Source organism: Streptomyces sp. NPDC085866 (assembly GCF_044541035.1).
Taxonomy (GTDB): Bacteria; Actinomycetota; Actinomycetes; order Streptomycetales; family Streptomycetaceae; genus Streptomyces.
In genome coordinates this window covers 79459-100783 of sequence record NZ_JBITSQ010000014.1, presented here as the reverse complement: position 1 = coordinate 100783, position 21325 = coordinate 79459, and the positions used below count along the sequence as shown (strand labels likewise).

At 71.8% G+C, this 21325-nt stretch carries 19 protein-coding genes and 5 tRNA genes; 15 read left to right on the top strand and 9 right to left on the bottom strand.

What is annotated here, in order from left to right; genetic code table 11:
• Window positions 1-45: 45 nt before the first annotated feature.
• Window positions 46-717 carry a lysophospholipid acyltransferase family protein gene (locus ACIF83_RS32335; RefSeq protein ID WP_399732230.1) on the bottom strand — a complete coding sequence of 224 codons (672 nt, stop codon included), beginning with the start codon at window positions 715-717 and terminating at the stop codon, window positions 46-48.
• Window positions 718-1062: 345 nt separating this feature from the next.
• On the opposite strand from ACIF83_RS32335, the gene ACIF83_RS32330 reads away from it, so the two are divergent.
• From ACIF83_RS32330 to ACIF83_RS32320, 3 genes are all read left to right on the top strand, one after another.
• Window positions 1063-2238, top strand: a complete 1176-nt coding sequence (locus ACIF83_RS32330; protein ID WP_393475881.1) for a glycerophosphodiester phosphodiesterase — start codon at window positions 1063-1065, stop codon at window positions 2236-2238.
• A gap of 102 nt (window positions 2239-2340) precedes the next feature.
• Window positions 2341-2847, top strand: coding sequence for an RNA polymerase sigma factor (locus tag ACIF83_RS32325; protein WP_399732226.1), 507 nt, complete (start codon window positions 2341-2343; stop codon window positions 2845-2847).
• Between the two features lie 45 nt (window positions 2848-2892).
• On the top strand, window positions 2893-3390 hold the full coding sequence (locus ACIF83_RS32320) for a GNAT family N-acetyltransferase (protein WP_393475875.1): 498 nt from the start codon (window positions 2893-2895) through the stop codon (window positions 3388-3390).
• A 91-nt stretch (window positions 3391-3481) separates the two neighbouring features.
• Here the strand turns inward: ACIF83_RS32320 and ACIF83_RS32315 are convergent, their stop codons facing one another.
• Together ACIF83_RS32315 and ACIF83_RS32310 are read right to left on the bottom strand one after the other, a co-directional pair.
• Window positions 3482-3907, bottom strand: coding sequence for a hypothetical protein (locus ACIF83_RS32315; protein WP_399732223.1), 426 nt, complete (start codon window positions 3905-3907; stop codon window positions 3482-3484).
• Window position 3908: 1 nt separating this feature from the next.
• Entirely contained in the window at window positions 3909-4268 is a 360-nt protein-coding gene (locus ACIF83_RS32310; protein WP_399732220.1) for a hypothetical protein, read from the bottom strand.
• 69 nt (window positions 4269-4337) lie between these two features.
• Between ACIF83_RS32310 and ACIF83_RS32305 the strand changes: the two genes are divergently transcribed.
• The 9 genes from ACIF83_RS32305 (at window position 4338) to ACIF83_RS32265 (ending at window position 17003) form a co-directional block, all read left to right on the top strand.
• Window positions 4338-4988: an HAD family hydrolase gene (locus tag ACIF83_RS32305; protein WP_399732217.1), complete on the top strand. Its 651-nt coding sequence runs from the start codon at window positions 4338-4340 to the stop codon at window positions 4986-4988.
• A gap of 329 nt (window positions 4989-5317) precedes the next feature.
• Window positions 5318-6409: a methionine ABC transporter ATP-binding protein gene (locus ACIF83_RS32300; protein ID WP_399732214.1), complete on the top strand. Its 1092-nt coding sequence runs from the start codon at window positions 5318-5320 to the stop codon at window positions 6407-6409.
• A gap of 20 nt (window positions 6410-6429) precedes the next feature.
• Entirely contained in the window at window positions 6430-7152 is a 723-nt protein-coding gene (locus ACIF83_RS32295) for a methionine ABC transporter permease (RefSeq protein ID WP_399732417.1), read from the top strand.
• A gap of 141 nt (window positions 7153-7293) precedes the next feature.
• A complete protein-coding gene (locus ACIF83_RS32290) occupies window positions 7294-8133 on the top strand; it encodes a MetQ/NlpA family ABC transporter substrate-binding protein (protein WP_399732211.1) in 840 nt (279 codons plus the stop codon).
• 181 nt (window positions 8134-8314) lie between these two features.
• Window positions 8315-8953 (top strand): GNAT family N-acetyltransferase, encoded by a 639-nt coding sequence (locus tag ACIF83_RS32285; RefSeq protein WP_399732208.1) that lies wholly within the window; start codon window positions 8315-8317, stop codon window positions 8951-8953.
• A gap of 136 nt (window positions 8954-9089) precedes the next feature.
• A complete protein-coding gene (cbiE, locus tag ACIF83_RS32280; RefSeq protein WP_393475851.1) occupies window positions 9090-10310 on the top strand; it encodes a precorrin-6y C5,15-methyltransferase (decarboxylating) subunit CbiE in 1221 nt (406 codons plus the stop codon).
• A gap of 345 nt (window positions 10311-10655) precedes the next feature.
• Window positions 10656-14633 carry a nicotinate-nucleotide--dimethylbenzimidazole phosphoribosyltransferase gene (cobT, locus tag ACIF83_RS32275; protein ID WP_399732205.1) on the top strand — a complete coding sequence of 1326 codons (3978 nt, stop codon included), beginning with the start codon at window positions 10656-10658 and terminating at the stop codon, window positions 14631-14633.
• Between the two features lie 220 nt (window positions 14634-14853).
• A complete protein-coding gene (cobA, locus tag ACIF83_RS32270) occupies window positions 14854-16086 on the top strand; it encodes a uroporphyrinogen-III C-methyltransferase (RefSeq protein ID WP_393475845.1) in 1233 nt (410 codons plus the stop codon).
• Between the two features lie 98 nt (window positions 16087-16184).
• Window positions 16185-17003, top strand: a complete 819-nt coding sequence (locus tag ACIF83_RS32265) for a TrmH family RNA methyltransferase (RefSeq protein WP_393475842.1) — start codon at window positions 16185-16187, stop codon at window positions 17001-17003.
• Between the two features lie 15 nt (window positions 17004-17018).
• Here ACIF83_RS32265 and ACIF83_RS32260 read toward each other — a convergent pair whose 3' ends face one another.
• On the bottom strand, window positions 17019-18422 hold the full coding sequence (locus tag ACIF83_RS32260; RefSeq protein WP_393475840.1) for a protein kinase: 1404 nt from the start codon (window positions 18420-18422) through the stop codon (window positions 17019-17021).
• Between the two features lie 604 nt (window positions 18423-19026).
• Here ACIF83_RS32260 and ACIF83_RS32255 point away from each other — a divergent pair.
• The 3 genes from ACIF83_RS32255 (at window position 19027) to ACIF83_RS32245 (ending at window position 20804) form a co-directional block, all read left to right on the top strand.
• The gene (locus ACIF83_RS32255) at window positions 19027-19203 is read left to right on the top strand and encodes a hypothetical protein (RefSeq protein WP_393475837.1); all 177 of its coding nucleotides are present in this window, start codon (window positions 19027-19029) and stop codon (window positions 19201-19203) included.
• 288 nt (window positions 19204-19491) lie between these two features.
• On the top strand, window positions 19492-20433 hold the full coding sequence (locus ACIF83_RS32250; protein ID WP_398139581.1) for a phosphotransferase family protein: 942 nt from the start codon (window positions 19492-19494) through the stop codon (window positions 20431-20433).
• An 80-nt stretch (window positions 20434-20513) separates the two neighbouring features.
• Window positions 20514-20804, top strand: a complete 291-nt coding sequence (locus ACIF83_RS32245) for a zf-TFIIB domain-containing protein (protein WP_393475831.1) — start codon at window positions 20514-20516, stop codon at window positions 20802-20804.
• A 47-nt stretch (window positions 20805-20851) separates the two neighbouring features.
• On the opposite strand, the gene ACIF83_RS32240 is transcribed toward ACIF83_RS32245, so the two are convergent.
• From ACIF83_RS32240 to ACIF83_RS32220, 5 genes are all read right to left on the bottom strand, one after another.
• A tRNA-Val gene (locus tag ACIF83_RS32240) sits at window positions 20852-20923 on the bottom strand.
• 29 nt (window positions 20924-20952) lie between these two features.
• Window positions 20953-21024 (bottom strand) — tRNA-Val (locus ACIF83_RS32235).
• A 26-nt stretch (window positions 21025-21050) separates the two neighbouring features.
• Window positions 21051-21122 (bottom strand) — tRNA-Val (locus ACIF83_RS32230).
• Between the two features lies 1 nt (window position 21123).
• Window positions 21124-21197 (bottom strand) — tRNA-Cys (locus tag ACIF83_RS32225).
• 38 nt (window positions 21198-21235) lie between these two features.
• Window positions 21236-21308: transfer RNA gene (locus tag ACIF83_RS32220), tRNA-Gly, on the bottom strand.
• Between the last annotated feature and the right edge of the window lie 17 nt (window positions 21309-21325).

Sequence of the window (21325 nt, the reverse complement as noted above, 5' to 3'; positions counted from 1 at the left end):
CAACGCACCCCGCGCCCGCCCCACGGCGAGGAACCCTTACGACGCTCAGGCAGCCTTCGCCTTGGTGGCGTAGATGTCCACGTACTCCTGTCCGGACAACCGCATGACCTCAGCCATCACGGAGTCGGTCACGGCCCGCAGCACATACCGGTCCCGGTCCATCCCCTCGTACCGGGAAAACTCCATCGCCTCGCCGAAGCGAACGGTGACCTTCCCGGGCCGCGGCATCCCCGCCCCACCCGGCTGCAACTTGTCCGTGCCGATCATCGCGAACGGAACCACCGGCGCACCGGTCATCAGCGTCAGTCGCGCGATACCGGTGCGCCCCCGGTACAGCCGGCCGTCGGGCGACCGCGTCCCCTCGGGGTAGATCCCGAAGACCTTCCCCTCCTCCAGGATCCGCCGCCCGGTCATCAGCGCGGCGACGCCACCGTTGGCCCCGTCCCGGTCGACCGGGATCATGCCGACGCCGGTGAAGAACCACGCCATCAGCCGGCCCTTGAGGCTCTTGCCGGTGACGTACTCGTCCTTGCCGATGAAGTACACCTGCCGCTTGGTGACCAGCGGCAGCACCAGCGAGTCGATGAAGGTCAGGTGGTTGCCGGCCAGGATGACCGGTCCGTCCCCGGGGATGTGCTCCGCGCCCTCCACCTGTGGGCGGAACATCAGGCGCATGATCGGTCCGAGCACTGCCTTGATGAGCGCGAAGCGGGACAACGGGTCCTCCGATGTCGAGGGAAGCGATAGGTGTCTGTGCAGGTGAGGACATTACTCGCGGCTCCGGGGGATGCGCACATCGGGTGCGGCCGGTTCACCGAGGTCTTACGCACTGTTGACACTGGTTTACCTGCGGTGACGTCCCGGTGTCCGTCAGTGACGTACTGCGACAGTGTGACGGAGGTCGCGCGGAGCGCCCGCGATCGAAGCCGACGGGCCGTCATGTCTCGCCTCGCACACGACAGACGGCGTCACCCGTGTGTTCGAACCGAGGTCTCCCGTCGGTCATGTGTACGCCCCTACGATCGGCGCGCATCGAAGAGGCAGGACAGCGGGAGGGCGCTCATGGACAGCGACCAGACGAACGAGCAGACGCAGGGCACGGGACGGCGGGCGCTCCTCGGCGCAGCGGTGCTCGGCGCGGGCGGAGCGGTCTTCGGGCTGCCCGGAACCGCCCGAGCGGCCGACGCCCGGACGGCCGGGTACGGCCGCCGCGGGCTGAAGAGCCTGCCGGTACCGACGATCATCGGCCACCGGGGTGCCAGCGGCTACCGCCCCGAGCACACCTTCGGGTCGTACAACCTGGCCCTCGACCTCGGCGCCGACGTCGTCGAGGCGGGCGACCTGGTGCCCACCAAGGACGGACACCTCGTCTGCCGCCACGAGCCGGAGATCGGCGGCACCACGGACGTCGCCTCGCATCCCGAGTTCGCCGACCGCAAGACCACCAAGGTCCTGGACGGCGTCCCCACCACCGGATGGTTCACCGAGGACTTCACCCTCGCCGAGCTGAAGACGCTGCGCGCGGTCGAGCGGATCCCGGCCAACCGTCCGCACAACACCCTCTACAACGGGCGCTGGGAGATCCCCACGTTCGAAGAGGTCCTGAAGTGGCAGGACGAGCAGACCCGCAAGCGCGGCAAGCAGGTCTGGATCTACCCCGAGACCAAGCACCCCACCTACTTCCGCAAGCTGGGCCTGGGCCTGGAGGAGCGGGTGGCGAAGCTGCTGCGCAAGTACGGCAAGGACGGCCGGAACTCGCCGGTCATCCTGCAGTCCTTCGAGCCGAGCAGCATTCAGAAGCTGAACCAGCTGGTGGACAACCCGCTCGTCGTGCTGCTCTCCTCGGCCACCAGCCGCCCCTACGACTTCGTCGAGGCGGGCGACCCGCGCACGGTCGCCGACCTGATCACGCCCCAGGGTCTGCGGGAGATCGCCGGCTACGCGCAGGGCATCGGCCCGACGCTGGACCTGGTCATCCCGAAGAACGCCGACGGCACCCTGGCCCGGCCGACCACACTGGTCTCCGACGCGCACAAGGTGGGTCTCGTCCTGCACCCCTACACCATGCGCAACGAGAACCCCTTCCTCCCGGCCGAGTACCGCAAAGGCAGTGCCGCGGACGCCTACGGCGATGTCTTCGGTGCCTTCAAGACGTACTTCGCCACCGGCATCGACGGCGTCTTCACCGACAACGCCGACACCGGCGTGCTGGCCCGCGCCGACTTCCTGGCCGGCTGAGCCGCGCCGTCCTCGTCAACACCAAGGGTGTACCGCCACCCTTTGGGGGTGACTCCGCGCCGCCCCGGAAACCTGCCGCCGGGGCGGCGCGTCGTTCCGCATATGACGCACGACTTGGTGGTCACCCTGCGCCCGCTGCTCGCCGCCGAGGCCTCCGCCGAGGCATATGCCTCCGGAGGTGAGCCGGGTGATCTGGAGCAGGCCGTCTGGCTCCGTCTCCTGGAGCGCCTGGAGAGCGCCGGGCCGCCGCCCGACCCGCAGGGCTGGCTGCGCAAGGCCGTCCGCGCGGAGGTCCGCCGCAGCCGTCGTACCGCCCGCCTCGAACGCCCGTACGACACCGAGCCGGCCGACGACACCCTCCCCGGCCCCGAACAGCTGGCACTCACGGCCGCCCGGTACCGCGCCCTGCGCGATGCGATCCGCCGGCTGCCCGGCCGCTGCCCCCGACTCATCGAGGCGCTGCTCTCTCCGAAAGACCTGACATACCGGGAGATCGCGGGGGAGTTGGGTATCTCACAGGGCAGTCTCGGACCGGAACGTTCCAGATGTCTGGGATGTCTGCGCCGATTGCTCACGCCGGAGGTTGCGGCCCGCGAAGTGCGGGGATAGGAGTGGGGGACGACAGGCGATCAGGTGAGCGGGAGGCATGCGCACATGGGCATGAGCGTGACCATCTCGGTGGCGACCGAGCAGGACACGGAGCAGATCTTCAAGCTCCAGTACCTGTGCTTCCAGAGCGAGGCGGCGTTGTACGGCAACTACCGCATCGACCCGCTCGTCCAGAGTCTCGACTCGGTCCGTCAGGAGGTCGTCGCCGACTGCGTCTTCGTGGCCCGCCTCGGCGACGAGGTGGTCGGCGCGGTGCGCGGCAAGGTGACCGAGGACGGCGCCGCCGCCATCGGCAAGCTCTGCGTCCACCCGCGCCTCCAGGGCCACGGCATCGGCGCGCGCCTGCTGCGCGCGGCCGAAGCGGCGCTGGCGGAGGAGCGGGGTGCCACCAGGTTCCGCCTCCACACCGGCCACCGCAGCGAGGGCAACCTCCGGCTGTACCGCCGGTCCGGCTACGAGACCGTGGGCAGGTCCAAGGGTTCGGACGGCGTGGAGATGATCATCCTGGAGAAGCCGGCCGGTACTTACGCGACTACGGCGTGACAAGTACCTGAAGGGGCGCGGGCCGTATCAATATGCGGCTCCGCCGCGTGAGCGCGACCAGCCACGTCCGGCCCGCAGACGTCCACGCCCCTCAGGCCGCAGCCCTCTGCCGCGCCTCCACCTTCCGCAGCCAGTACAGCGCGGACAAGGGCAGCAGCACAGGGATGAAGATGTAGCCCATCCCGTAGTCGGACCACACGGTCGCGTCGGGAAACGCCGAGGGCTCCACGAGCGTCCAGGTGCCGACGACCAGCACGCCGACCAGCTCGGCTGCGCAGCAAACTCGCGCCGCCCTGCGGGCCGTCTCGCCGCCACGGACCAGCGTGTACGTGATGAACCCGTACACGAGACCCGCCACCGCCGACAACGAGTAGGCGAGCGGCGCCCGCTGAAAGTCCGTCGCGATCTGGTACGCCGAGCGCGACACCGCGCCGACCACCATCACGCCGTAGAACCAGACGAGCAGCATCCCCGGCCCGCTGATCAACCGGGTCGGCTTCTCCTCGACAGCCGTCATCTCAGCCTCCCCAGATGTCGTAGAGCCGTACCTCGAGCACGGCCAGGACCACGCCGCCGGCCGCCACCGTCACCGAGCCCCAGCGCGTCCGCTCGGCCAGGGACATGAAGGCCGCCGCCGGCACGCACGCGAACGCGCCCAGCAGATAGGCCACGAAGATGGTCGTGCCCTGCTCCGGCTTCTCGCCCCGGGCCAGCAGCACGATCCCGACCACCAGCTGGATCACGGCCACCAGCGACACCACGGCCATGCCGATGAAGTGCCAGTCCTTGGTCGGCTGGTCCCGGTAGGCGGCCCAGCCGCACCAGGCGGCGAGCAGCAGCGCGGCGACTCCGGTCACCAGCGTCAGGGCGTTGAGCATGCGGTGACCTTATTACGGCCGAAATGGCCCGACGCCGCCGACCCCGTCGTACGCCGTAGGGTCTAGACCATGACGATCCATGCGCGCGCCCTCCTGTTCGACAACGACGGCACCCTCGTCTCCTCCCTCGACTCCGTCGAGCGCTGCTGGACGTGCTGGGCGCGGGAGTACGGCGTCACGGCCGAGGAGTTCAGGCGCGTCGCGCTGCACGGGCGGCCCGCGGCCGAGATAGTCGCCGACCTGCTGCCCGCCCACCTCGTGCCGGAGGCGGTCGCCCGGGTCGAACAGCTGGAGGTGGAGGACGTACCCGACGGGGGCGTTCAGCTCCTGCCGGGGACCCGGGACTTCCTCGACTCGCTCCCCGCCGACCGCTGGGCCGTCGTCACGTCCGCCACCCGGCGGCTCGCCGAGGCCCGCCTCGACGCTGTCGGCATCGTGCCCAAGACGCTCGTCGCCGCCGACGACATCACCCGCGGCAAGCCCGACCCCGAGCCCTACCTGCTCGCCGCCGGGCAGCTCGGCGTGGATCCGGCCCACTGTGTCGTCTTCGAGGACGCCCCCGCCGGACTCCGGGCGGGCCGCGCGGCCGGCATGACCACCGTGGCGTTGGCCACAACCCACCGGGCCGAGGAGTTGGACGCCGACCTGGTGGTGAAGGACCTGTCGGCCCTGTCCGCACTGGTCACCGATGCCGGAGTGGAGATCTCCGTTCGCGACTGAGAACTGTCCGCCGCTGTCCAGTATGCGGACAGCGGCGGCCGGTCAGCACCGTAGGTCTGGTTTACTGATCGCATGACCACGACGAGCTGCCGCACCCTTGCGACCGAGGCGACCCTGACGCCCGGTGCTCGTTGTATGTGTTCGTGCCGAATGTGCGCTTTCTAGAGGGCCCCCGCACCACCTGAGCCTCGCGCCCCGAAGCGAGAGCCGTGGCCTGTCCCACGCCGGATCCCCGGCCTGCGTGACGCACGCCGCCCCGCGCACACGACGTTCTCCCCGGTTCACCGCCTCGGCGAGAACCGTGCCGCGTCCCTGAACGAATGCAATGAATGCACCCGTGCCCGGGCACACCCACGCCCGCGTACTCGACAGTGACGGAAACCCCTGTGATCACCACATCGGGCCTGACCAAGGTCTACCGCTCCCGCGGCCGCGAGGTCACCGCCCTCGACGGCGTCGATCTCCACGTCCGCGAAGGCGAGGTCTACGGCGTCATCGGCCAGTCCGGCGCCGGAAAGTCCTCGCTCATCCGCTGCGTCAACCTGCTCGAGCGTCCGACATCCGGGACGGTGAGCGTCGCCGGACAGGACCTCACCGCGCTCGCCGGCCGCGGCCCCCGCGCGGGCAAGGAGCTGCGCCGGGCGCGCAGCCGCATCGGCATGGTCTTCCAGCACTTCAACCTGCTCTCCTCGCGAACCGTGCAGGACAACATCGAGCTGCCGCTGGAGATCCTCGGCAAGTCGGGCAGGGAGCGTTCCCGCAAGGCGCTCGAACTCCTCGACCTGGTGGGCCTCGCCGACAAGGCCAAGGCCTACCCCGCCCAGCTCTCCGGCGGCCAGAAGCAGCGTGTCGGCATCGCCCGTGCGCTCGCCGGCGACCCCAAGGTGCTGCTCTCCGACGAGGCCACCAGTGCCCTCGACCCGGAGACCACCCGCTCCGTCCTCCAGCTGCTGCGCGACCTGAACCGGCAGCTGGGCCTGACCGTCCTGCTCATCACGCACGAGATGGACGTCGTGAAGGCCGTCTGCGACTCCGCCGCCCTTATGGAGAAGGGCAGGATCGTGGAGTCCGGCACGGTCAGCGAGCTGCTGGCCACCCCCGGCTCCGAGCTGGCCTCCGCCCTGTTCCCGGTGGGCGGCGAGGCCACGGGCGCCGACCGGACCGTTCTCGACGTCACCTTCCACGGCGAGGCCGCCACCCAGCCGGTCATCTCCCAGCTCTCGCGCACCTACAACATCGACATCTCGATCCTCGGCGCCGCCATCGACACCGTCGGCGGTCTCCAGATCGGCCGCATGCGCATCGAACTGCCCGGCCGCTACGAGGAGAACGTGGTGCCCATCGGCTTCCTGCGCGAGCAGGGCCTGCAGATCGACGTCGTGGGCCAGGAGCCCGTGCTGGTGAGGGAAGGTGCCAAGTGACCTGGACTGATTGGTCTGCGATGCAGCCGCTGCTGTCCCAGGCGTGTAGCGAGACGTTCGCCATGGTGGCCTGGTCCACCCTGATCGCCGTCGCCGCCGGCCTTCCCCTCGGCATCCTCCTCGTCCTCACCGACCGGGGCGGCCTGTTGCAGAACGTCGTCGCCAACAAGGTGATCGGCCAGGTCGTGAACGTCGGCCGCTCGATGCCGTTCATCATCCTGATGGTCGCCCTGATGAGCTTCACCCGCTGGGTCACCGGGACGACGATCGGCACCACCGCCGCCATCGTGCCGCTGGCCATCGGCGGCATCCCGTTCTTCGCCCGCCTGGTCGAGACGGCTGTCCGCGAAGTGGACAACGGTCTCGTCGAGGCCGTACAGGCCATGGGCGGCAACTCCTGGACGATCGTCCGCAAGGTCCTCGTCCCGGAGGCCCTGCCCTCGCTGATCGCCAGCACGACCACCACGATCATCGCCCTGATCGGCTACTCCGCCATGGCCGGCACGGTCGGCGGCGGAGGCCTCGGCGACCTCGCGGTCCGCTACGGCTACCAGCGCTTCGAGACCGAGCTGATGTGGATCACCGTCGCGATCCTCGCCGTGGTCATCTCGCTCATCCAGTTCGCCGGCGACTACGCGGCCCGCTCCCTGCACCACCGCGGCGCCCGCTCCGGCCCGGCCACGAAGCTGCGCCTGCTGAAGGCCGAGGAGCCCGAGGCAGCCGACATCGCCAAGGTCGCCTGAGCGCCCCTGCGCCCTGAGCACCCCTCACTCAAAGACTCCCCGTACGCCCACCCGTCGCCCGACCACCACCCCTCAACGACGGCGCTTCGCGCCGACGCCCCCCAATCGGGGTCGCACCACCCTTAAGGAAAGGCACTTTTCGTGCGTAACACCGCCAAGCTCACCACCGCCGTCCTCGCCGCCGGAGCCCTCACCTTCGGGCTCACCGCCTGCGGCTCGGAGAAGGGTTCCTCCTCCTCTTCCTCCGCCGACTACAGCGGACCGCTGGTCGTCGCCGCGAGCCCGACCCCGCACGCCGAGATCCTGAACTTCGTCAAGGAGAACCTGGCGAAGAAGGCGGGCCTCGACCTCGAGGTCAAGGAGTTCACCGACTACATCACGCCGAACACGGCGACCGAGGACGGTTCGGTCGGGGCCAACTACTTCCAGAACCAGCCGTACCTGGACGACTTCAACAAGAAGCGCGGCACCCACATCGTGCCCGTCGTCACGGTGCACCTGGAGCCGCTCGGCCTCTACTCCCACAAGGTGAAGAGCGCCGACGCCCTCAAAAGCGGTGCGACCGTCGCCGTCCCGAACGACGCCGTCAACGAGGCCCGCGCGCTGAAGCTGCTCGCCGCCAATGGCCTCATCACGCTCAAGGACGGCGTCGGCACCGAGGCCACCCCGCAGGACATCGCCAAGAACCCCAAGAACCTCAAGTTCAAGGAGGTCGAGGCGGCCCAGACCCCGCGCTCCCTGGACGACGTGGACGCCGCCGTCGTCAACGGCAACTACGCGATCTCCGCGGGCCTCAAGCCCGCGAAGGACGCCCTCGTCCTGGAGTCCGCGAAGAACAACCCGTACGGCAACTTCCTCGCGGTCGAGAAGGGCAACGAGAAGGACCCGCGGGTGAAGAAGCTCGCCAAGCTCCTCACCTCGCCCGAGGTCAAGAAGTTCATCGAGGACAAGTACCAGGGCTCGGTCATCCCGTCCTTCTGAACCTGACGGCTCGTCCGACGGCACGTATACGGCGTATCGCCACGCACGGGGTCCACTCCCTCACCCGGGGTGGGCCCCCTCGTGCCGTTCAGTGGTTTCATGCTGCATGCTGGGCAGTTCAGCGGGGCCCTGACGGTCCTGATGCTCTCTCAAGGATTTTCCGAAGGTTACGGAGTGGCGCATGACTAGCACCTTCCCCAACATCTCCATCAGCACGGAGCGGTTGGTGCTGCGTCCCCTGGACGAGGACGACGTGCCCGCCCTGGCCGAGATGATGAACGACGAGCAGATCGGTGCCTGGACCGACGTCCCCCCGCCGTTCACCGAGGACGACGCCCGGCACTGGATCAGCGAGTACGCGCCCACCGAGCGCACCGCCGGCCGCGGCCTGGACCTCGCCGTCACCGAGTTCCTCACCCAGCGCCTCGTCGGCATCGTCCAACTGGGCAAGACCAACTGGCACATCCGCTCCACCGAGCTGTCCTACATCGTCGCCCCCTGGGCCCGCGGCGAGGGCTACGCCTCCGAGGCCGCCCTCGCCACCGCCCAGTGGCTCTTCGGCGACCAGAAGTTCGAGCGCATCGAGATCCGCACCGCCGCCGACAACACGGCCTCCCAGCAGGTCGCCCAGAAGATCGGCTGCATCAGCGAGGGCGTGCTGCGCAACGCCTGCATAGTCCACGTCCGTGCCGAGGACGGGACCTGGACCGACCTGCGCACGGACTTCATCGTGTGGAGCCTCCTCCCGGAGGACCTCGAAGGCGCCGACGGGCAGCTCGCCGACACCGGCGGCTTCACCTCGTACGCCGACTGGAACTGACCCCGGTGAGGCGCGCCCGGATCCGCGCACGGCCCCGCCGCACCGCGCGTCCGCTACCTTCACCAGGTACTCTCACGGAGCCCGCCCGACGGGCCCGTACCCCTGACGAGCTGCGAAAACCTGGAGACTGACGACGATGGCCGACCGGGTCACGGTGATCGGCTGGGACGGCTCTCCGCTGACCGCCACGGCACGCGCCGCCCTCGGCGCCGCCACGCTCGTGGCCGGAGCGGCCCACCACCTGGCACTCCCCGAGGTCCCGCCCACCGCCGAGCGCATCCGCCTCGGCAGCCTCGCGCTGGCCGCCCGCCGCATCGCCGCCCACCGCGGCACCGCGGTCGTGCTCGCCGACGGCGACCCCGGCTTCTTCGGCGTCGTACGGGCCCTGCGCGCACCGGAGTTCGGCCTGGAGGTCGAGGTCGTCCCCGCCGTCTCCTCGGTGGCCGCCGCCTTCGCCCGCGCCGGCATGCCCTGGGACGACGCCCAGGTGGTCGTGGCCCACCGGCGGACCCTGCGCCGCGCCGTGAACGTGTGCCGTGCCCACACCAAGGTCGCCGTCCTCACCTCACCGGGCGCCGGCCCCGCCGAACTGGGTCTGCTCATGGACGGGATCCACCGGACCTTCGTCATCTGCGAGGAACTGGGCACCGAACGCGAGCAGGTCTCCGTCGTCACCTCCGACAGGGCCCCCGACCACACCTGGCGCGACCCGAACGTCGTCATCGTCATCGGCGGCCCGGCCGTGGCCGCCGAGAGCGGCGGCTGGATCGCCGGACGCGACCCGGGCACCGGCCCGCGCGGCTGGGTGCAGCCGGACGAGGAGTACGACGCGTACGGCGGCGGCCTCGGCGAAGGGGAGACCCAGCTGCTCCGGGCCGCCCAACTCGCCCGCCTCGGCCCCCGGGTCGGCGACCTCGTCTGGGACATCGGCTGCGGCAGCGGCGCCTTCGCCACCGAGGCCGCGCGCGCCGGAGCCGCCGTCATCGCCGTCGACCGGCTGTCCGACGCCTGCGCCCGGACCGAGGCGGCCGCCCGCCGCTTCGGTGTCCAGCTCCAGGTGGTGCGGGGCACCGCTCCCCATGTCCTCGAAAACCTGCCCGAACCGGACGTCGTACGGGTCGGCGGCGGGGGAGCGGCCGTGGTCTCCGCGGTCGCCGACCGCCGCCCGCAGCGCATCGTGACCCACGCCGCGACCCGTGACGAGGCCGAACTCGTCGGCCGTGGCCTGACCGAACACGGATACCGGGTCGAGTGCGCCCTGCTCCAGTCCGTCGAACTCGACACCAGAGCCTGGACGGAGACCGAGCGGAACGTTGCGTTCCTGCTCAGCGGGGTTCTGCCGGATCGCGCCCCGTGATCCTGTTGTCGTACTGCGCGCGGTAGGCTGGCCGATCGTTGTACCGCATCGGTGGTCCGGAACTTCGTTCGCCAATGTCCGGAAAACGTGCCCGTTTTGGGGTGGGTGTGGTACGGCAGAACCCGAGGACGCGCAACGTGGCGCAGTCCACAGCGGGCTGTCGCGGATCATGCTGTCGCGACGGCTGAACGGCCGGGACAATGCCACTGAATGGCTTTGTCGCCTTTTTTGGGCGGGTCGTTCGTGCCGCTGGGCACGCACGCTCGTTCTTCACTACGGGGCGGTCGGTGCGCCGTTCCGGGTGAGCTGGTCGTAGAAGCACTAACCGATGGGCGAGGGGTACGCATGACCGACACCGGCCAGGTCCCGGGCGAGGGACAGCCGGAGAGCGCAGGCATGGTGGAACAGCCGGGCGCCCCCGCGCACGGCGCGTACACCTACCTCTCCGAGGCACCCGCCGAGGACGAAGACCTGTTGCTGCCGGGAGCCCAGGGCGCGTGGGGCAACGAAGTGCAGCCCCCTGCCCCGGAACCGGTCGTCGAGGCCGTCCACCAGCCGGGCCCGCACGAGACGGCCGGCCGGGACAGCGGTTCCGTCGACCTCAGCGGCGTCCGACTGCCGAATCCGACACCGGCGTCCGTGCCGCCGTCACCCATCCTCTCGGCCCCGCACGATGCGGCGGCCGCGCCGCAGCAGGCGCGCCGGCCGCTGCATCTCGGTCCGCCGATCCCCAACACCACCGCCGGCCCGGTCCGCTCCCTCGCCGACCGCGGGCCCGCCGGAGCCCCGGTACGGCAGCCGGGACCGGCCACGACCGGACCCGAGTACCTCGACGCCCAGCCGCTGGGCGACATGGCTCCGCAGAACGCGGCCCCCTGGGGCGCCGCGCCGGTCGCCGTGGCCCAGGTCGGCACGGAGGCCCAGGCCGCCGAAGCGGTTGGTCCGGCCGCGGCCCCCGAGGCCGTCGCCGACGTGCCCGACGCCGCCCAGGCCACGATGACCCGCCTCGCCACGCAGGCGGCCACGCAGGTGCCCGGCGAGGCGGTCCGGACGCAGGCCGTGCACGGTCATGACGGGGTGCAGCCGGTGCACGGTCACGACGGTGTCTACGTCCCCCAGGGGGATCTGGACCTGGGCCAGGGGCCCGAGGCCGCCGCCGCTTTTGATGCCGCCGGTGGCGGTGCCGCTGACGGCGGGGTCGTTCCTGCGCCCGAGGCCGAGGTCGCCGAGGCGGTCCATGCCGCGGAGACCGGCCAGGTGGCCCCTGCGGCCGGCGTGGTGGAGCAGGGCGCTCCGGTTCAGCCGGCGCAGGGCGAGGCCGTACCGGTCCAGGCGCCGGAGGCCGTACCGGTCCAGGCGCCGGAGGCCGTACCGGTCCAGGCGCCGGAGGCCGCGCCGGTCGCGGAGTCCACGCCGGTGGCGGAGGTCGTGCCGGTGGCGGAGGTCGCGGAGCCCGTCCAGGTGTCCGAGCCCCTCCAGCAGCCGGAGCTCATCCAGCAACCGGAACCCGTTCAGCAACCGGAACCCGTTCAGCAGGCCGAGGTCGTTCAGCAGGCCGAGGTCGTTCAGCCGGTCGAGGCCGTTCCGCCGGTCGAGGTCGCGCCCGTCGCCGACGCCGTGCAGGCAGAGGTCCCCGCGGCTGCGGACGCGCCGGCCGAGGCGGTCGTCGCCGCTCCGGCGCAGGCCGTGGCCGGGGAAGCCGACGCTGCCGCTCAGGGCGTCACCGAAGCCGCCCCGGTCGCTCCGGCCCAGCCCGTCCCGCACGCCGCCAACCCCGTCGAGGCCCAGCCCGCCGCTGTACCCGACCCCGCCGCCCAGGTCCCGCCCGCCGCCGAGCCGGCGCAGGCGCCCGAGCCCGTGGCAGCCGCCGAGCAGGCACCAACGCCGGAGCCGGCGCACGCAACCGAACCGGCAGAGTCCCCGGAGCCCCTCGCCCCGGCGCAGGACACCGTGCAGGCCCCGCTTCCGGAGGTCGCGCCCGAGGCGCCCGAGCCCGCCCTCCCGCAGGCCCAGGGCCCGCAGCTCGCGGGTCCCGTCCCGCCGGACGGCGATGCCGTGACCGCCCCGCAGCAGCCGCAGCCCCAGGCGCCGGACGCCGCCGAGCAGGCCGTGGTGGCGCCGGCCCCGGACAACGGCTTCGCCGCACCCGCCGGCCCGCAGCTCCAGCCCGCCGAGGCCGTTCCGATGGCACCCGAGGCCGTGACGCCGTCCGCGCCGGCCGTTGGGCCGGACCCGGCCGCAGAGGCCGCGCAGTCCACCCCCGACACCACCGAGCCGCTGCCCTCCGGCGTCCCGCTGCAGCCGCACCCCGAGCAGACGCTCGGGCAGTTCGTGCCCGTCGAGGGCCAGGTGCCGACCACCCCGCATCTGGCGCCGACCCCGCCGCATCCCCTCGTCCTGCCCGCCCAGGAGCAGCAGGAGCCCGTCGCCACGGTCCCCGCGCCGCGCGAGGCCGAGCCCGCTGCCGGACCGGACACATCGGACGACGAGCACGCCCCCGACGTCGTACAGCACGCGGAGGACCTGGAGACCAGGGCCGCCGACCAGGAAGAGAGCACGGCCGCAGTGGAAGAGGCAGGACAGTCCACCGGACCGGCCGCTCCGGCCTACGAGGACGCCGAGCGCGAGGCCGTCCTGAAGGTGATGCGCGAGCGGCGCGACATCCGCAACGGCTTCCGCAGCGACCCGATCCCGCACGAGGTGCTGCTGCGCGTCCTGGAGGCCGCCCACACGGCGCCCTCCGTGGGCCACTCCCAGCCCTGGGACTTCGTCGTCATCCGGTCCGCCGACACCCGCCGCACCATGCACGAACTGGCCATGCGCCAGCGCGAGGCGTACGCCAAGTCGCTGCCCAAGGGCCGGGCCAAGCAGTTCAAGGAACTGAAGATCGAGGCCATCCTCGACACCCCGGTGAACATCGTCGTCACCGCGGACCCGACCCGTGGCGGCCGCCACACCCTCGGCCGGCACACCCAGCCGCAGATGGCGCCGTACTCCTCCGCGCTCGCGGTCGAGAACCTCTGGCTCGCCGCGCGCGCCGAAGGCCTCGGCGTCGGCTGGGTCAGCTTCTTCGACGAGCGGGAGATGGTCCGCGCGCTCGGCCTGCCCGAGCACCTCGAAGTCGTCGCCTACCTGTGCGTCGGGTACGTCGACGAGTTCCCGGACGAGCCCGAGCTGATGCAGGCCGGCTGGTCCAAGCGACGCCCCCTGTCCTGGGTGGTGCACGAGGAGACGTACGGCCGCCGCGCCCTGCCCGGAGAGGAACCCCACGACCTGCTTGCCGAGACCGTCGCACAGATCCGCCCGCTGGACGCCAAGGCGCTCGGCGAGGCCTGGGAGCGCCAGAAGCGCATGACCAAGCCGGCCGGCGCGCTCGGCATGCTGGAGATCATCTCCGCACAGCTGTCGGGCCTGTCCCGGCAGTGCCCGCCGCCGATCCCGGAGCCCGCGGCCGTCGCCATCTTCGCCGGCGACCACGGGGTCCACGCCCAGGGCGTCACTCCCTGGCCGCAGGAGGTCACCGCCCAGATGGTGGCCAACTTCCTGGGCGGGGGAGCGGTCTGCAACGCCTTCGCCAACCAGGTCGGCGCCGAGGTGTGCGTCGTGGACGTCGGTGTCGCCGCCGACCTGCCGGCCACGCCGGGTCTGCTGCCCCGCAAGATCCGCGGCGGCACGTCCGACATGACCACCGGCCCCGCGATGACCCGCGAGGAGGCCAAGGCGGCCATCGAGGTGGGCATCGAGACCGCCCGCGACCTGGTGGCAGCGGGCAACAAGGCGCTGCTCACCGGTGAGATGGGCATCGCCAACACGACGGCGTCCGCCGCGCTCATCTCCGTCTTCACGGGCGCAGACCCGGCGGAGGTCACCGGCCGGGGCACGGGCATCAACGACGAGACCCTGGCCCGCAAGACCGAGGTCGTCCGCCGCGCGCTCGAAGTCCACCAGCCGGACCCGGCCGACCCGATCGGTGTCCTCGCGGCGATCGGCGGCTTCGAACACGCGGCGCTGGTCGGCCTGCTCCTGGGCGGAGCCTCCCTCCGTACCCCGGTGATCCTGGACGGCGTCAGCGCCGGCGCCGCGGCTCTGGTCGCCCGCGCGATCGCCCCCGAGGTCCTCGCCGCCTGCATCGCCGGCCACCGCAGCGCCGAGCCCGGCCACGTCGCCGCCCTCAACAAGCTGGGCCTGCGCCCCCTGGTCGACCTCGACCTCCGCCTCGGCGAGGGCACGGGCGCCCTCCTGGCCCTGCCCCTGGTGCAGAGCACGGCCAGGGCGATGCACGAGGTGGCGACCTTCGATTCGGCGGGGGTCACCGAGAAGTAGGGGCGGCTTCGGGCCGACGGTCGGTCAGGCGTGGTCCGTGCCCACCCGTTCCGCCCTGCGGAACGGGTGGGCACGGACCACGCAGCCGCACCCGGCCCCCCTGTTCAGCCACCGGACGCCTGAACCGCCTTTCCTGCAGTCAACGTAAAATCCGCACGTCAGGGCCACCGCAACGCCGCAGAGGCCTCGCACTGCACAGCAGCAAGAGGAGCCGCCCCTCATGGCCGAACACCCCGCCTACCCCGTAGGCCTGCGCCTCTCCGGTCGCCGAGTGGTCGTCCTCGGCGGCGGTCAGGTCGCCCAGCGCCGCCTCCCCGCACTGATCGCGGCAGGCGCGGACATCCTCCTCGTGTCCCCCGAGGCGACCCCCTCCGTGGAGGCGATGGCGGACGCGGGCGAGATCACCTGGGAGCGGCGCCGCTACGCGGACGGCGACCTCGCGGCCGCCTGGTACGCCCTCATCGCCACCAGCGACCCCGAGGCCAACGCCCGGGCCTCCGCCGAAGCGGAGCGCCACCGCGTCTGGTGCGTCCGCTCCGACGACGCCGACCAGGCGACGGCCTGGACCCCGGCGACCGGCCACAGCGAGGGCGTCACCGTCGCCGTCCTCACCACGGACGCCAAGGGCCGCGACCCCCGCCACACCGCCGCCATCCGCGACGCGGTCGTCGAGGGTCTGCGCGACGGCACCCTCGTCGCCCCGCACCACCGCACCCGTACCCCCGGCGTGGCCCTGGTCGGCGGCGGCCCCGGCGACCCGGACCTCATCACCGTCCGCGGCCGGCGCCTGCTCGCCGAGGCCGACGTCGTCATCGCGGACCGGCTCGGCCCGCGCGACCTGCTCGCCGAACTCCCGCCGCACGTCGAGGTCATCGACGCCGCGAAGATCCCGTACGGCCGGTACATGGCCCAGGAGGCCATCAACAACGCGCTGATCGAGCACGCCAAGCAGGGCAAGTCCGTGGTACGGCTCAAGGGCGGCGACCCGTTCGTCTTCGGCCGGGGCATGGAGGAGGTCCAGGCGCTCGCCGAGGTCGGCATCCCGTGCACGGTCGTGCCGGGCATCTCCAGCTCGATCTCCGTCCCCGGCGCGGCCGGCATCCCGGTCACCCACCGCGGTGTCGCCCATGAGTTCACCGTGGTCAGCGGCCATGTCGCTCCCGACGACGAGCGCTCCCTGGTCGACTGGCCGTCGCTGGCCAAGCTGACCGGCACGCTCGTGATCCTGATGGGCGTCGACAAGATCGGGAAGATCGCCGAGACGCTCGTCGCGCACGGCAGGTCGCCCGAGACCCCCGTCGCCCTCGTCCAGGAGGGCACGACGGCCGCCCAGCGCCGTGTGGACGCGACCCTCGCCACGGTCGCCGAGACCGTACGCGCCGAGGACGTGAAGCCCCCGGCGGTCATCGTCATCGGTCAGGTCGTGAACGTCGGTCCGGAGCCCGGGGCTTGATGCGTTCGCCCTTGCCGGCGGAGCCGGCGCGTAACCCGGGGTAACACAACCCGTTCCCAGCCGTTGGCAGCACACCCAGGACAAGGCAGTATCACCCTGTGGCCGATCTCATCACCGTTGAGGATCCCGACGACCCGCGCCTGCGCGACTACACGGGCCTGACCGACGTCGAACTGCGCCGCAAGCGCGAGCCGGCCGAGGGCCTGTTCATCGCCGAGGGCGAGAAGGTCATCCGAAGGGCCAAGGAAGCCGGCTACGAGATGCGCTCCATGCTGCTCTCGGCCAAGTGGATCGACGTCATGCGCGACGTCATCGACGAACTCCCGGCCCCCGTGTACGCGGTCAGCCCGGAGCTCGCCGAGCAGGTCACCGGCTACCACGTGCACCGCGGCGCCCTCGCCTCCATGCAGCGCAAACCGCTGCCGACGGCGGCGGAACTGCTCCGCTCGGCCCGCCGGGTGGTGGTCATGGAGTCGGTCAACGACCACACCAACATAGGCGCGATCTTCCGCTCGGCGGCCGCCCTCGGCATGGACGCGGTACTGCTGTCGCCCGACTGCGCCGACCCGCTGTACCGCCGTAGCGTCAAGGTCTCCATGGGTGCGGTGTTCTCCGTGCCGTACGCCCGCCTGGAGACCTGGCCCAAGGGGCTGGAGTCGGTGCGCGAGGCGGGCTTCACGCTCCTCGCCCTCACTCCGGACGAGAAGGCCAGGAGTCTGGACGAGGCCGCCCCGCACCGGATGGACAGGGTCGCGCTGATGCTCGGCGCCGAGGGCGACGGCCTGTCCACGCAGGCCCTGGTCGCCGCCGACGAATGGGTGCGCATCCCCATGTCCCACGGGGTCGACTCCCTCAACGTGGGGGCGGCGGCCGCGGTGGCCTTCTACGCGGTGGCCTCGGGACGGCCCGGGTCCTGAGCCGGTCCGGGGAGCTCAGTTCCCCGAGCCGGACCCGGACTCGAAGGTCGACTCGTACCGCTGGGACATCGCCTTCCCGTCGTCCAGCGGCGTGAAGCTCGGCTGTACGTGCTGCTGCCGGCGGCCGTCGCCACCATCGTCGCCGAGCCCGCGGGCCGGGCCCTGACAGCCCTGTGCCACCGCGATACCGAGCGCCACCAGCAGCGTCACCACCACGAACACGAACAGCCGCTGGCGCAGCAGCCGGGGATTGGCCGGCCGGCGGCCGGTCCCCGTGGAGCGGGGCGCCGGACGCCCGGTACCGCTGCGCGGAGCGGGCCGGCTCCCGCTGCCCGAGCGGGTGCCGCCGGAGCGGGGCGCCGGAGTGGGACGGGCCGTGCCCGGCCGGGAGGGGACGCCCCCGCCGCGCGAGGCGCTGCCGCCCCGCGAGGGGGTAACGCCCCGGGCGGGCGTGCCGCCGCGCGGCACCGGGGTGCCGGGGGCGGTGCGCCGCTGGGCGCGCTGCGGCTCGGGGTAGGTGTCCACCAGCCGTCCGGTCGGCCGGTCGGCCTCCGCGGCGCGCGGCGCGGGCGGCCGTACGTCGGCCAGGCCCTGCGCCTCACGGGCGGCGATCTCCTTGAGCCGCAGCGACAGTTGGAGGGTGCTGGGCCGGTCGTCGGGATCCTTGGCCAGGCAGGCCCGCACCAGCGGGGCGAGGGCGTCCGGAACGCCGTACAGCTGCGGCTCCTCGTGCACCACGCGGTACAGCATCACCTCGGAACTGCCCTGCCCGAAGGGCGAGTCGCCGGTCGAGGCGTAGGCCAGGGTCGCGCCGAGGGAGAAGACGTCCGTGGCCGGGGTGACGGCCGCGCCGCGCACCTGCTCGGGAGCGAGGAAGCCGGGGGAGCCGACGGCGGTGCCGACGTGGGTGAGCGTGGAGGCGCCGGTGGCCCAGGCGATGCCGAAGTCGATGATCCGCGGCCCCTTGGGGGACAGCAGGATGTTGGAGGGCTTCAGGTCCCGGTGGACGACACCGGCCTCGTGCACGGCGACGAGTCCCTCGGACAGGGCCGCGCCGACCGCCGCCGTCTCGGCCGCGCCGAGCGGACCCTCGTCGGCGACCTTGTCGTGCAGGGAGGGCCCGGGCACGTACTGCGTCGCGAACCACGGCCGGTCGGCCTCCAGGTCCGCCGCCACCAGGCGTGCGGTGCAGCCGCCCCGGATGCGCCGGGCCGCCGAGACCTCACGGGCGAACCGCGAGCGGAACTCCTGATCCTCCGCAAGATCGGGCCGGATCACCTTCAGCGCGACCCGCTGCCCCTTCTTGTCGGAGCCGAGGTAGACCACGCCCATTCCGCCCGCGCCGAGCCGTCGGTGAAGCCTGAACGAGCCGACGACGCGCGGGTCCTCGCGCCTCAGGCGCATCATCGCCATGTTCATCCCCGCTGCCCGGTCCCTGTGACGTGGCACAGCTTACGTTTCCACAGCCGCCTGCGCGCAGAGGCCGCGCCCTCTGGGGCGGATGGATTGTGCGCGGCGGGAGCGCGAGGTGAAAGACGGTCAGGAAGCCGGTCTCTGCGGTGTCTTTGGGGCACCTGTGACTTCAACATACGGACGTGGCAGGGAGGTTGACCCCGGCCGGAGTGACCATGGACGGGGATGAGCGCCCACGGAAGGAACACGGTGCCCGCCCTCCCAGCCGCCACCCGGAACCGGCCACCGTGCGGACGCATCACACCCCCTCACCCCGCTCGAAGTGATCGAAGTCACTCGCCCCACCCGTCGAATGGTCCGGAAATGAGTGGACACGGCGGGCGACCCCTCCGGGAAGACCCCGAGACCTAGGACCTCGTCTCCACCCAGGGGAGTACTCCGCAGGTCATGGCTCATCCTCCGGGAGGCCCGCGATTCGGTACGAAGGCATGACGCCCTTCGGGGGCCGCGTGCCTAGATTTGAGGTCAAGCGGCGGGTGCAGCACTCGTCCCCCGAGGTCAGGCACCCGCCGCTGCAAAAACGACAACCGAGACGGTCAGGAGAGGGACCATGGCCCACCCGGCACCGCGACGCACGACGTTCGCCCCTCGCCGGACGGGTCGTCGCCACCCCCTGGTGGCGACGCTCATGGCCCTTCCCCTGGCGGCCCTGCTCCTCCTCGTCTTCGACGGCTGGGAGACAGTGGCCACACAGGCGTCGTCCGTGGGTGCGATGCTGGGGCGCTGAGCGGCGACCCCAGGCCCGGAAGAGCGGTCCGGGCGGGGACATCGATCCATGAAACCCCGTGGGGACGGGGGTGCGACGGACGGCACAAATGCCGGCGCAGCTGGGGAGCTGCGCCGGCATTGCGCCGTTTCGGGCCTTCGTCATTTCCCCTGCGGGACGGTGGGGGCTGATCGCGCAGTTCCCCGCGCCCCCGGGGAGTTGCCGTCCCCGTACCTGTGCAGCACCACCGCAGCCCCCTCCCGCGCCCCGCGTACGCTCACCCCGGACACCCCACCCACCGAGGCCTCCGTGAACCTGCTCGCCGCTCTCACCGCAAGACTCGCAGCCACCGCCCACCCCCGAACCGGCGGAGCCACCTGCGCCTGTGGCACCACCCCCCTGGCCGACCGCCCCGACGCCACCGTCGTCCGTCACGCCGACACCGTCGCAAAGGCCCACGCCCCGGACACCGATCCCGCCGAACTGACCCTCCGCCTCGCCGCGGCGGCCCGGCTCCCGGACGTCCTCCTCGCCCCGCTCACCACCACCCCCGTCACCCTCCACAACCGCCTGGTGACCTTCTGGCCGTACGGTGCCCCCGTGGACCCGGACGACCCGGCCGCCGCCCCCTGGGAAGCCGCCGCCACACTCCTCGCCCGGCTGCACCGGACGCCCCCTCCCGCCCCCCTGCCCCCGATGCGCGGCCCCGCCAAGGCCGCCCACGCCATCCACCGCCTGCGTACGGCCGTGGGCACCGCGCCCCATCCCGCCGCACCCCCCGTCCTGCAGGCCTGGCACACCCTCCCCGCCTGGGCCCGCGCCGAGGCCCCCATGCCCGGCACCCCGGCCCTCTGCCACGGCGACCTCCACCTCGGTCAGCTGGTCCGCCGTCCCGCACCCGACGGCCCCTGGCGGCTGATAGACGTGGACGACCTCGGCGTCGGCGTCCCCGCGTGGGACCTCGCCCGCCCCGCCTCCTGGTACGCCTGCGGACTCCTCCCGCCCGACGAGTGGGCCCGCTTCCTGGCCGCCTACCGCGAGGCCGGCGGCCCCGCCGTACCCGCCGACGGCGACCCCTGGCCCGCCCTCGACGCCCCGGCCCGCGCCCTGACCGTGCAGACCGCGGCCCGCGCGCTCACCAAGGCGCTGGCGGCGGACCGCCCGCTGGACGAGGTGGAACAGGCCCTGGTGGACGCCTGTGCCCGAATGAGTTCCATCCCCCACCAGTTGACGCACGGATTCCGGGCGTAGGGTGCAACCGACCAGGGCCGGACGGAGTCTGTCCTGGGGAAACACGAAGCAGGACCAACCGGCGAGGAGTTGAGCCGACCATGCAGTGTCCGAAGTGCCATGCGCCGATGCACACCTACAACCGCAACGGCGTCCAGATCGAGCAGTGCAGCGGCTGTCGCGGCATCTTCCTCGACTACGGCGAGCTGGAGGCCCTGACCCAGCTGGAGGCCCAGTGGGTCAAGCCCGTCCCGCCGACCGCCCCGCAGGCGTACCCGGCGCCGCCCGCGCCGGCCTGGGGCGCCCCGCACGGCGGTCACCACGGCGGCCACGGTCATCATGGCCACCACGGCCACCAGAAGAGCTGGGCGCACATGCTGTTCTCCAGCTGAGTGCACGAAGAAGCCCCCGGTCGTGAGACCGGGGGCTTCCTGGCGTGTGGACGATACTGGGATTGAACCAGTGACCTCTTCCGTGTCAGGGAAGCGCTCTCCCGCTGAGCTAATCGTCCGCAGGCTGTGACATGGGAGTCACAGTCAGTGCGCGATACTGGGATTGAACCAGTGACCTCTTCCGTGTCAGGGAAGCGCTCTCCCGCTGAGCTAATCGCGCGGGTTCGGATCTTCGAGAAGATCCAGTGGACGATACTGGGATTGAACCAGTGACCTCTTCCGTGTCAGGGAAGCGCTCTCCCGCTGAGCTAATCGTCCTTGGAGGTGGAGACGGGATTTGAACCCGTGTAGACGGCTTTGCAGGCCGTTGCCTCGCCTCTCGGCCACTCCACCAGGAGTGTAGGGGATCGGGAAGACCCCTTCTTCCTTCGAGCGGACGACGAGGCTCGAACTCGCGACCTCAACCTTGGCAAGGTTGCGCTCTACCAACTGAGCTACGTCCGCTTGTCGTTTCGGTCCGC